This is a genomic window from Aeromonas sp. ASNIH7, from assembly GCF_002903485.1.
GTDB lineage: Bacteria > Pseudomonadota > Gammaproteobacteria > Enterobacterales > Aeromonadaceae > Aeromonas > Aeromonas caviae.
Window position 1 is genome coordinate 3,419,452 of the sequence record NZ_CP026226.1, and the last position, 11,907, is coordinate 3,431,358.

General features: G+C 58.9%; 10 protein-coding genes. 2 read left to right on the plus strand and 8 right to left on the minus strand.

The features are described from left to right. Positions 1-97 precede the first annotated feature (97 nt). Entirely contained in the window at positions 98-1,372 is a 1,275-nt protein-coding gene (locus tag C2U47_RS16215; RefSeq protein ID WP_011191341.1) for an IS4-like element ISApu2 family transposase, read from the plus strand. On the opposite strand, the gene C2U47_RS16220 is transcribed toward C2U47_RS16215, so the two are convergent. The 8 genes from C2U47_RS16220 to C2U47_RS16255 all read right to left on the minus strand — a co-directional run bounded on the left by C2U47_RS16220 (position 1,353) and on the right by C2U47_RS16255 (position 10,667). Beyond that, on the minus strand, positions 1,353-4,280 hold the full coding sequence (locus C2U47_RS16220; RefSeq protein WP_060415506.1) for a Tn3-like element TnAs1 family transposase: 2,928 nt from the start codon (positions 4,278-4,280) through the stop codon (positions 1,353-1,355). The two genes, C2U47_RS16215 and C2U47_RS16220, sit on opposite strands and share 20 nt — an antisense overlap. A gap of 3 nt (positions 4,281-4,283) precedes the next feature. Further along, on the minus strand, positions 4,284-4,844 hold the full coding sequence (locus C2U47_RS16225) for a recombinase family protein (protein ID WP_001161490.1): 561 nt from the start codon (positions 4,842-4,844) through the stop codon (positions 4,284-4,286). 176 nt (positions 4,845-5,020) lie between these two features. Beyond that, the gene (locus C2U47_RS16230; RefSeq protein ID WP_053012027.1) at positions 5,021-6,508 is read right to left on the minus strand and encodes an efflux transporter outer membrane subunit; all 1,488 of its coding nucleotides are present in this window, start codon (positions 6,506-6,508) and stop codon (positions 5,021-5,023) included. Then, positions 6,495-6,968, minus strand: coding sequence for a cytochrome c (locus C2U47_RS16235; RefSeq protein WP_053012026.1), 474 nt, complete (start codon positions 6,966-6,968; stop codon positions 6,495-6,497). The genes C2U47_RS16230 and C2U47_RS16235 overlap by 14 nt, the downstream gene beginning before the upstream one ends. A 28-nt stretch (positions 6,969-6,996) precedes the next feature. Then, positions 6,997-7,707: an ABC transporter ATP-binding protein gene (locus tag C2U47_RS16240; RefSeq protein WP_053012025.1), complete on the minus strand. Its 711-nt coding sequence runs from the start codon at positions 7,705-7,707 to the stop codon at positions 6,997-6,999. A 1-nt stretch (position 7,708) separates the two neighbouring features. Continuing rightward, positions 7,709-8,914, minus strand: a complete 1,206-nt coding sequence (locus C2U47_RS16245; RefSeq protein ID WP_053012024.1) for an ABC transporter permease — start codon at positions 8,912-8,914, stop codon at positions 7,709-7,711. Beyond that, a complete protein-coding gene (locus tag C2U47_RS16250) occupies positions 8,911-10,062 on the minus strand; it encodes an efflux RND transporter periplasmic adaptor subunit (protein ID WP_053012023.1) in 1,152 nt (383 codons plus the stop codon). The genes C2U47_RS16245 and C2U47_RS16250 overlap by 4 nt, the downstream gene beginning before the upstream one ends. Continuing rightward, positions 10,059-10,667 carry a TetR/AcrR family transcriptional regulator gene (locus C2U47_RS16255; RefSeq protein WP_053012022.1) on the minus strand — a complete coding sequence of 203 codons (609 nt, stop codon included), beginning with the start codon at positions 10,665-10,667 and terminating at the stop codon, positions 10,059-10,061. The genes C2U47_RS16250 and C2U47_RS16255 overlap by 4 nt, the downstream gene beginning before the upstream one ends. A 984-nt stretch (positions 10,668-11,651) precedes the next feature. Here C2U47_RS16255 and C2U47_RS16260 point away from each other — a divergent pair. Further along, a complete protein-coding gene (locus tag C2U47_RS16260) occupies positions 11,652-11,861 on the plus strand; it encodes a helix-turn-helix domain-containing protein (protein WP_103261716.1) in 210 nt (69 codons plus the stop codon). Positions 11,862-11,907 lie beyond the last annotated feature (46 nt).

The window sequence follows — 11,907 nt, forward strand, 5'->3', positions numbered from 1 at the left end:
TACAGGATCTTTAGCTACAACCAATTGAAATAGATAGAAAAAAGGCTTCGTTTGTGATCTGATTTAATCGCAAAAAAAAACCGACACGCCCGAAGCCATGACTATTATCAATGCAACCCAGTACCTCAAGCAACTTCTTAGCTCTTCTGAACTCAACCGGATCGGTAAATTTACCGGTTTTTGTCAGCGACTCCGGGATATCCAGCCTGCGAGACTACTCCCGGCTCTGCTCTCAGGGCTTGGTTGCGACAAGGTGGATGGTATTGCTGGTTTGCATCGCCATTTCAATGCGTTGCAGCTCCATGATACTGACCAAATAGCGTATAAACCCTTTCACAACCAGTTACGCAAGCAGGGTTTTCCCTTGTTCATGCGCGCACTGGTTGAACGAGCCATCGCCTTACGCCTCAAGGAGTGTCTACCGGACGCCCACGGACTGGCAGGCTTTGAGCAGGTACTGCTGCAGGACGGGTCGTCATTCGCGTTACATCCGCAATTGGCAGAACATTTCCCGGGCCGATTCAATAAGCACAGCCCCGCTGCGGTAGAGTGTCATATGACCATGTCCTTGCTGGACCAGTCGCCGATATCGATGAGTATCACGGCGGATACCGAATCGGAGCGCAAGCATCTTCCGGCCGCAAATTCGTTAAATAACAAACTGTTATTGGCGGATGCCGGTTACATCAGCCGCGAGTACTTTGCTGATGTGACCAAAGCCAAAGGAAGCTATCTGGTCAGAGGGAGTCAAAATCTCAATCCCAAAGTACAGGCAGCTTACCGACAGGACGGCAGGGAAATGCCCAAGTTACTCGGAAAAAAGCTCAAGGATATCGATCGGAGAAGCTGCAGAGCCGAGGTTCTGGATCTGGATGTGAGTTCGGGAAAGTATAAATATCGACTCATAAGACGTTGGTTTGCAGAGGAAAAACGGTTCTGTATATGGATGACCAATCTTCCGCGTGAGCGATGGCCAGCCGAGAAGGTGATGGCATTGTATCGTTGCCGTTGGCAGATCGAACTGTTGTTCAAAGAGCTGAAATCACATAACCGGTTGAAGGCGTTCGCGACACGACAAAAAGCGATAGCGGAAGGCTTGATCTGGGCTAGTTTGCTGGCCTTGCTGGTCAAACGTCGGCTGGCGCTGACGCTGATTGGCAGCGCGGAGTTATCGATGTTGAAGATTGCCAAAAACAGCGCGCTTTGGTTAATGCCGATATTGGCGAGCATCATCCATGGTGCGTGGCAGGAAATAACAGAGAAGTTGGAGTGGGCAATGGTGTATTTATCCAAAAACGGCAAAAAGAGTAGGCAGAGAAAATCCAAGCAAAACAACACGTTAGACGGTATTATTAATTCGCTTGCCGCTTAAGGTTCTGTACATGATCGCCGGTTAGGTTGATGTGCTCCCAGCCCAGCGGCGACAGGAATTGCAGCAGCTCGCCGTCCACCGGCTTGCCGGCCTCGACCAACCCCTGGGTGGCGCGTTCCAGGTACACCGTGTTCCACAGCACGATAGCCGCCGTCACCAGGTTGAGGCCGCTGGCCCGGTAGCGCTGCTGCTCGAAGCTCCGATCCCTGATTTCCCCAAGGCGGTTGAAGAACACCGCCCTGGCCAGCGAGTTGCGCGCCTCACCTTTGTTCAGGCCGGCATGCACGCGGCGGCGCAGTTCAACACTTTGCAGCCAGTCCAGGATGAACAGCGTACGCTCGATCCGGCCCAGCTCGCGCAGGGCCACGGCCAGTCCGTTCTGGCGCGGGTAGCTGCCGAGCTTGCGCAGCATCAGCGAGGCGGTGACGGTGCCCTGCTTGATCGAGCTGGCCAGGCGCAGGATGTCGTCCCAGTGGGCACGCACGTGCTTGATGTTCAGGGTGCCGCCGATCAGCGGGCGCAACGTCGGGTAGGCTTGCACGCCCTGCGGCACGTACAGCTTGGTTTCGCCGAGGTCGCGGATGCGCGGCGCGAAGCGGAAGCCTAGCAGGTGCATCAGGGCAAAGACGTGATCGGTGAAGCCGGCCGTGTCGGTGTAGTGCTCCTCGATCCGCAGGTCGGACTCGTGGTACAGCAGGCCGTCGAGCACATAGGTGGAATCGCGGACGCCGACATTCACCACGCGGGTGCTGAACGGCGCGTACTGGTCGGAGATATGGGTATAGAACAGCCGTCCCGGCTCGCTACCGTACTTCGGGTTGACGTGCCCGGTGCTCTCGCCCCGGCCACCCGCGCGGAAGCGCTGGCCATCGGAGGATGAGGTCGTGCCGTCGCCCCAGTGGGCGGCAAAGGCGTGGCGATACTGGTGGTTGACCAGCTCGGCCAAGGCCGCCGAATAGGTTTCGTCGCGGATGTGCCAGGCTTGCAGCCAGGACAGCTTGGCGTAGGTCAGGCCGGGGCTCGACTCGGCCATCTTGGTCAGCCCGAGGTTGATCGCATCACCGAGGATTGCGGACAGCAGCAACGTCCTGTCTTTGGCCTCGGCCCCGTCCTTCAAGTGGGTGAAGTGGCGGCTGAAGCCCGTCCAGTCGTCCACGTCCATCAGCAGTTCGGTGATCTTGATGCGCGGCAGTAACTGGCTGGTTTGGTCGATCAGCGCCTGCGCCCGATCCGGCACCGCCGCATCCAGCGGGGTGATTTTCAGCCCTGACTCGGTGAGGATGGCATCGGGCAGCTCGTTGTCCTTGGCCAGGCGGGTGACGGTGGCCAACTGCTCGTCCAGCAGCTGCAAACGCTCTTCCAGGTACTGGTCGCTGTTCGGGTTGATCGCCAGGGGCAGGGCCTGCTCGCGCTTGAGTGCGGCGAACTTCTCGGCCGGCAGCAGGTAGTCGTCGAAGTCGCGGAACTGCCGCGAGCCCTTGACCCAGATGTCGCCGGAGCGCAGGGCGTTCTTCAGCTCGGACAGGGCGCAGATTTCGTAGAATTTCCGGTCGAGGCCTTCCGGGGTGATCACCAGCGGCTTCCAGCGCGGCTTGATGAAGGCCGTGGGTGCATCGGCCGGCACCTTGCGCAGGTTGTCGGCGTTCATCTCACGCAGGGTCTGCACGGCTGCCAGCACGCCTTGCGCGGCCGGCGCGGCGCGCAGTTCCAGCACCTCCAGCAAGGCCGGCGTGTAACGGCGCAGGGTGGCGAAGTTCTCGCCGACCAGGTGCAGGTGGTCGAAGCCTTCCGGCCGGGCCAGCAGCTCGGCCTCGCTGACGCTCTCGGTGAACTCGTCCCAGGGAATCACCGCCTCGATGGCGGCATAGGGGTCGCTGCCGCTTTCCTTCGCTTCCAGCAGCGCCTGGCCGATCCTGGAGTACAGGCGCACCTTGTCGTTGATCGCCTTGCCCTGCTTCTGGAACTGCTGCTGATGCTTGTGCTTCGCGCCGCTGAACAGCTTGACCAGGATGCGGTCATGCAGATCGACCAGCTCATCGATCACGGTCGCGGTGCTCTCCAGCACCACGGCGGCCAGGGTCGCGTAGCGGCGCTGCGGCTCGAACTTACCGAGGTCTTTGGGCGTCATCTGCCCACCCTCGCGGGCCAGCTTGAGCAGGCGGTTCTGGTGGATGTGCCGGCCCAGGCCTTCGGGCAAGTCCACCAACTGAAATGTCTTCAGCCGCTCGATGTGTTCCAGCATGTGCCGAGAGTTGGGTTTCAGCGGTGCCTGGCGCAGCCAGGTCAACCAGGTGATGCTGCTGCCGGCCTTGAGCTTCAACAGCTCGTCCAGCTTGGCCCGATGCGAGTCCGTGAGTGGTTCGACCAGGGCGCGGTAGACCCGCCGATTGGCTCGCGCAATGGCTTCCGAGCAGGCCCGGTCAATCACGCTCAGCGCCGGCAGGATGCGTCGTTTCTGCCGTAGGCTCTCCAGGGCCTGACCGGCCAGCAGCAAGCCTTTGTCGGTCTGCTGGGCCAGCTCGGTTAGCTCGCGCACCAGGGCGCGGAAGTCGGACAGGCCGAACGGGGCCAGTTGCAGGTAGGTGCGCAGTTCCTGGGCATGCTCGCGACGGGTCACGTCGCGCTCGCCGTACTTTGCCCAGCTCGCCGGCTCGGCCTGGACTTGCTTCGCCACCCACAGGATGACCGGCTCGGGCAGCTCGCTGTCGGTTCCCAGCGCGTAACCGGGGTAGCGCAGCAGGCAGAGCTGCACGGCGAAGCCGAGGCGGTTGGCGTCGCCGCGTCGCTGGCGGATCAGCGACAGGTCGGAGTCGTTGAAGGTGTAGTAGCGGATCAGGTCATCCTGGCTTTCCGGCAGCGCAAGCAGGGTGTCCCGCTCCGTGGCCGAGAGGATCAAGCGACGCGGCATGTGTCAGTCGTCCGTGCGGAGGTACTGGTAGAGGGTTTCCCGGCTGATGTTGAACTCGCGGGCAAGCTGCGCCTTGGGCTCGCCGGCCGTCGCTCGCTGCCGCAGGGTAGCAGCCTGCTCATCGGACAGGGCTTTCTTGCGGCCCCGGTACGCGCCACGCTGCTTGGCCAAGGCGATGCCCTCACGCTGCCGCTCGCGGATCAGGGCGCGCTCGAACTCAGCGAAGGCCCCCATCACCGACAGCATCAGGTTGGCCATCGGCGAGTCCTCGCCAGTGAACACCAGGCCCTCCTTCAGGAACTCGATGCGCACGCCGCGCTGAGTCAGCTTCTGTACCAAGCGACGCAGGTCATCGAGGTTGCGGGCCAGCCGATCCATGCTGTGCACCACCACTGTATCGCCTTCGCGGACGAAGCTCAGCAGCGCTTCGAGCTGGGGGCGCTGGGTGTCCTTGCCCGATGCCTTGTCGGTGAACACCTTGCTCACCTGGGTTTGTTCCAGCTGGCGTTCCGGGTTCTGGTCAAAGCTGCTGACCCGGACGTAGCCGATGCGGTGCCCCTGCACGATGTCTCCTTGGTTGAAGGCGGCTTAAGTGCACTTTCTGTTCCGTTGTGCCTCAAAGCCCATTTCTGTCAGGCTGAAATCTATAACCTTCGCGGGCATGTGTCAAAAAATGGGAAAGCAGACTCTATTCTGACGAAGCGGCGCGGCCCTGCCTGACATCAAGTTAGGGTATAGCCTTAACTGACACCACCTCCCAGGGCCTGATATAAAGCAACACTATCGACTAGGCGTTGTGCCTGGGCCGCAACCATATTGATCCGGATTGACTGTGCCTGTTGCTGCGCGATGAGCAGTTGCAGGTAGCTGGCCGCGCCCAGCCGGTATTGCCGCTCGACCGACTGCAAAGAGGCCTGTGCAGCCATATCAGCGGCAGCGAGAGCAGTCAAAGTTTGTGCATCGCTTTCCACCGCGCGCAGGGTGTCGGCGACGTTACGCAAAGACTCCAATACGACGCTCTGGTAATTGGCTGCGGCGGCATCAAAAGCGGCGAGCGCCGCTCTTTTTTCAGCGGGTAGCCCTGGATTAAAAAGAGGCTGGGTGAGCTGCGCAACCAGGCCCCACACTGCCGAACCACCACCGAACAGGGCACCGGTGGTCAGCGCTTGAGAGCCAAGGTTGGCGCTCAAGTTGATCTGTGGGTAGAGCTTGGCGACAGCCACACCATAGTCTGCATTGGCCGCATGCAACAGCGCCTCTGACGCCTGGATATCCGGTCGGCGGCGCACCAGTTCTGAGGGCACGACGAGCGGCATTTCGACGGGCAGAGTGAAATCGGCCAGAGTGAAGGCCGGGATGCCACCCGTGCCTGGGGCACGACCGGCTAGCACCGCCAGTAGATGTTCGGTTTGTTGCAGTTGTTTACGCAGCGCAGGCAGTTCTGCCCGCGTTTGCTCCGCCTGAGCTTGTAGGCTCAACGCTTCATCAGGTGAGGCCTGACCGATACGCACGCGTTCATGGGCTAGGCGCAGTTGCTCATCCTGCACGCGCAAAATGGCAGTAGTGGCTTCTAGTTGCGCGGCGAGGCGTGCTCGGGTAATGGCAGCGGTTGCCATGTTGCCGGCAAGGGCCAGGCGCGCAGCATTCAGTTCGAAGCGACGGTAGTCGGCGCGAGCAGCCAAGGCTTCGAGTGCGCGCCGGTTGCCGCCAGCCAGATCGAGGTTGTAATGCACGCCAACGCTGGCGTTGTAGAGGCTGAATTGACGTGCGTCTCCGCTCAACCCTTGGCTACTGGGACTCATTTGCTGGCGCTGAGATCCCAGTGCGACATCTACCTGTGGATATTGCGTCGAGCCCGCCTGTGCGGCAAGAAGCTCCTGCGCCTGTCGCAAATTGGCGCTGATGCTCGCCAGCGTCGGGCTGACATGGAAAGCTTCGTTTATCAGTCCGTCGAGTGCGGATGAACCCAAGCTTTGCCACCATTGCGTTTCGATCGGAAGCCCTTCGACTAGACGTTGTGTTTCGCCGAACTGCGTGGGAGCGGACGCGGTTCTATCAGCCACTGGTATTGCAGTGTAGCGAGCCACATCGGGTGCGGTGGGACGCTTAAAATCAGGGCCAGCGGCGCAGCCGGCCAGACCGGCGGTGATCAGACCAGCTACCAGGTAAGTTGCCGCAAGCCGTCTTTCGAGGCTGATGGGGCGCTGGCATGTTTTAGCGTGCTCCATAAAAATGCTCCACGAAAGGTTTACGGAAAGCTTGGTGGCAGCCCAAGCAGCTTTCCTGCACGTGGGCGAATGATTGGATCACCGCCTTGCCGTCGCTGCTCGCAGCAGCCAGCTTCATGGCCAGCGCCGCCTCGTGAGTCTGCGCGTCAAAGTTTCTGAACTTGGTCGCATCAGCGCCGAGGTAAGCAAGGATGCGCATTTTTTCAGTAAGCGGTGGCTCGGGGTGTGCCGCAACTTTTGGGGCGAGCTGAACGACCTTAACCCATTCCTCCTGCGAAATCGCACCGGTAATAGCCTGCATGTTGCGCCCGAGTTCCTGCATGATCTTGCGTAGCGCCAGTGGTTCAGCCTGGGTAGCGTCACCAGCCCAAGCTGGCAACTGAAAACCCCATAAAAGCAGGCAGGCCGTAACGGTCAGGGTAATAGTTCCAAATGCGTGGCTGTGTTTGCGGTGGGTCATGAAATTCTCCTGTAATTCAATCGTTCTCTCATTCGAACTCCCGCCCTTCGCCAGCTTCCTCATGGGTCACGCCGTCGCGAATGTGGTAGATACGCTTGAAGGTCGGGATAATTTTTTCGTCATGGGTGACGACGATGATGGCGGTCTCGAACTTGCGGGCCATGTCGTTGAGGATGCGGACCACAGCCATGGCGCGCTCGGAATCCAGCGGCGCAGTGGGTTCATCGGCCAGGATCACCGGCGGACGATTGACCAATCCGCGCGCGATGGCAACCCGTTGCTGCTCGCCACCGGAGAGTTGCGAGGGCATTGCGCGAGCCCGGTGTTGCACATCAAGCGCCGTGAGTAGTTCCAGTGCCTTCGCGCGCGACTCTCCATTCGCGACGCCTGCAAGCATCGGCAGCAGCGCCACGTTGTCGGTGACATCGAGAAACGGAATCAGGTATGGTGCTTGGAAAACGAAACCGATCTTGTCGCGCCGCAAGGCGCGCAAGTCGCGGACTTTCCAGCCATCGTCGTAGATCACTTCATCGCCCAGCGTCATGCGACCGGCGGTCGGTTCGATCACCGCACCCAGACACTTGAGCAGCGTGCTCTTGCCGGACCCGGAAGGGCCGATCAGTCCCACCACTTCACCAGGCGCAACATGCATATTCACGTCTCTCAAGGCAAAGACAGCGGTGTCACCATCGCCATACCGCTTGCTTAAACTTTCGATGTGGATCCCTTTGCCACTCATCTCAACCTCCAATGGCTTCGGCCGGATCGACCTTGAGTGCCATGCGAATGGCGACGAGGCTAGCTAGAACGCAGATCACGAGCACGGCAAAAAAACCGGCGACCGAATCCATTGGCGTGAGCAGGACATATTTTGGAAAAGCCGGTGCTGAAAAGGTGGCTGTGATCTTGCCGACCACGAAGCCAATCACGCCCAGGGCGAGCGCCTGCTGCATGATCATCGCGGCGATGGTTCGGTTGCGTGTGCCGATGAGCTTCAACACTGCGATCTCACGGATTTTGTCCATCGTCAGCGAATAGATGATGAAGGCAACGATGGCCGCGCTAACGATGGCCAGAATCACCAGGAACATGCCGATCTGCTTGGCCGAGGTGGCGATCAGCTTGCCGACGAGGATGTCTTCCATCTGTGCCCGGGTGTAGACCGTCAAACGCTTCCAGCGCTGGATGGATTCGGCCACCTCGTCCGGCGCATGGCCGGGTTTTAGCGTAACCAGCACGGCATTGACGAACGCGTTGCTGCTCTGTGAAGCAATCACGGCATCCAGCAAACCCGGAACGCCGGGCTGATTGAAGGCCGGGTTGGCTTCGGTGCGACGCCGGCTTTGCCAGATGGCATCGTTGTCCTTGAGGAACTGGGCCTCCTGGGCATCCTTGAGCGGAATGAATACCATCGGGTCGCCGCTGGACGACACCATGCGCCGTGTCAGTCCCACCACGGTGTAATGATTGCGGCGAATGGCAAGGCGATCTCCCAGTTTGAAGCCGGTGGCGATGTCGGCCACCGCCTCGTAGTGACCGCGTGTGATCTGGCGTCCAGCGACGAGATAAGGAGGCCATCCAGTTGTGGCCCCCAACTCGCCGGGCGCGATGCCGACCACCATGCTGCGTACGTCGCTCTCGCCCTTGCGTACCTGCATGGTCAGGTAGGTCACGTTCGCTGCCTGGGCGACGCCCGGCATGGCGAGGATGGCGCGATACGCGTCATCGTTGAGGCTGGACGACTCCGCATAAGGACCCAGCGTGTCCTTTTGCACCACCCAAAGGTCGGCGCCACTGTTGTCGAGCAGCGCTTTGCCGTCGTCCACCATGCCCCGGTACACCCCGGCCATGACCAGGGTGACGCCGATCAGCAGACCCAGACCGATGCCAGTGAAGACGAACTTTCCCCAGGCATGGAGAATGTCGCGGCCGGCCAGGCTGATCATCGTGACACTCCTGGGATGTGGTCGACCACATGGATACGGCTGCGCGGCGTCAGTGCCTTTTCGCTATAGGTCACAACCTGGTCGCGATTCTTGAGCCCTTCGCGCACCTGCACGTAACCATTGAGGTCGGAAGCACCGAGTTTGACCGGGGAGAAACGCAGATCACCATCGACGACTTGCCAGACACCGATTTTGTCGCCCATGCGCTGGACGGCTGCGTTGGGGATCAGTGGAGCGGCCTGGAGGGCCGGCAAATCAACCGTGACTTCGGCCAGTTCACCCACAGGTGGCAAAGTTTCTGGTTGGCTATCGAATGTCACCTTGGCAATCATTTCCTCGGTGACCGCATCGGCCTTGGGTTCCACGCGCAGCACGCGACCTTTCAACGTCTGGCCGCTGCGCGAACGCAGGACGATACGGGTCGGCAGCCCCCCAGCCAGCCCCGATGCGCTGATCTGGTCGAAGCGCACATTGATCCACAAACTCTTGGGGTCGATCACTTCCACCACGGCCTGGCCCGCGACGATGGTCGTGCCGGGATCGGCATCGCGCACGGCGACTACACCGTCGACCGGCGCGATCAGGCGCAGATTGCTCCGCTGCGCCACGAGTCCTTCGCGGTCGGAGCGTGCCCGGACAATATCTTCCCGAGCAGCAGATAAGGCGGCATCGGCGATCTGCAGTTCCTGCCGCTTGGTGGTGACGATTTCCTCGCTGGTCGAGCGCACCGCAAACAATTGCTCGTAGCGGCGCGCCTGGGTTTGCGCGTAGGCTTGCCGGGCTTCTGCCTCGCGCAAAGCCGCTTCCGCACGCTTGAATGCCGACTCCTGTGAGCGCACCCGATCATCGAGGTCGACCGGCTCCATCTCGCCGAGCACCTGTCCGGCCTTGACCTGGTCGCCTACATGCACCTCCAGGCGTTTGACGCGCCCGGCAAACGTCGGCCCGATCTTGTAGGTGTAGCGCGCCTCCACCGTGCCGATGCCGAACAGCGCCGGTGTGATAGCCCGTGATTCCACGCTTGCCACCGTCACAGCGACCGGGGCGAGCGGCCCTGATCGCAGACCGACATAAATAAAAAGCACCAGCAAAGGAATGATGACGGCAAGCAGCGCCAGAGTGCGGCCTTGCAAGGGTAACTTTTTCATTGCGCACTCCTTATGCCACGCCGATAAATTGCAAAGACGCGCGGCGCATCGCGGTGCATACGTCCCACATCACCCGCCAACAGCGATTGCATGACCAAGCCCTGGATCGTGCCAATGAACAGCGTTGCCGCCGCCTCGTTGTCAAGCGAGGGAGACAACTCGCCGCTGGCCTTGCCTTTCTCGATGAGACGATCCAAACGTTCGCCGTAGCGCTGAATCAAGGTTTGCACCATGCGCTTGGCCGGTGTCGATTCGGCACGCTGAAGCTCACCAAACATCATTCTTGGCACGCCTGGGTGCTCAGCAACGAATTCGATATGACTCATGAACATCGCCTCCATGGCTGCCAAGGGCGACTCGATTCCTTGTGCGGATCGATCGATTCTGGCTAATAAGCGCTCTGCTACCCACTCCATGACCGCCTGCCAAATGGCTTCCTTGTTCGGGAAGTGCCGAAACAGCGCACCCTGGGTCAAGTTCATGTGTTTAGCGATAGCCGCAGTGGTTATCTCGCTTGGGTTTTGTGAACCGGCAAGCGCCACGACGGACTCGACAGTTACGGCACGACGTTCATCGGCCGGCAGATGCTTTGGATGGATGTCCACGAGCACTCCTTGTAAGATAGTAATTGATTACTATCTTAGCACAAGAAGCAACTCAAACAAGAGAAAACCCGACGTACTCGTCAATATCTAGCGTCTGCAATGGGCTTAACGTGCTTTATTTTCCGTTTTCTGAGACGCCCCCAACCAGTTAGACCAGTGATACCGATACAAGCCAAAAGGAAGGGTGTCAACTTCATATCCATGTCTTCAGTTATCCCGATAGAAAATTGAATTTATGATGCAAAAACCGCATTAACTCATTGTTTATAAATGGAATAACACAATGAGGCTGTTTATTGTACTCATATGGGTGTTTTTTGATGTGTTCATATTCACAAATGCCTGGATTGTTTCCAGTGCGCTTGACTGCATTCGGAATACAGTGCGGCCATGCCGCCAAAATTAGTGGACAACGAGGTGCTGATCTCAATCACCACAGTTTCCAACCGGATTCACACTGATCGCAATAGCCGTGCACTGGTCACATGCTCCGTTACTCCCTACAGAAGCGCACGTGCTTTCCGTTAGTCGCGGTACGTTCATCCCGCGACTGTTGTTGTTCGGGCGCAAAGTGAGATACCAAAAAACTCGTTTCTGATTACGTACATTCCAACCCGTTTGATTGTTATTGCCTATCATGCGCCCAGAGTAGGGAGTAACGGGGAATGGGCTATTTGTGACCAGAAAATTTGTCAATGCGATCAAATTAGTACGGCATCTACTGTGTGAACACTGTGGTACAACGGTGGTAACAGTGTGGCAGGTTTGTGGTCATAGAGTGTTGGGATTGTGGCAAGGATGGTGGTGATAATGTGGTTACAGGTTGGCTGCATTGTGGCAGCAGTGTGGCATTGTGCTAACTGTTGTCACACTTTCTCCCATCAGGGGAGCAACATAGCGATTTGGATGCTTCTTCTGCCTTCAAATGATAGACTTAAAACGACTTAAAACGACTTTTGTGTATCAATTTCGAGTGACACCGATATGACAACAGAACCATGGGTTACCGCTGAACTTGTCGCCCAGCATCTTGGTGTCGCCAAAGACACTGTTTATCGCTGGCGAGAGCGCAAGGGATTGCCTGCGCATCGCGTAGGAAGACTGTGGAAGTTCCAACTTTCTGAAGTGGATGACTGGGTTCGCGCTGGCGGCGCTGATGAAGATGGTGGTGAGTCAGGCAGCCTGCACGCATGAAGGAAGATACTTTTTCTGCAGATGCAATGACATTAGCAAATCGTTT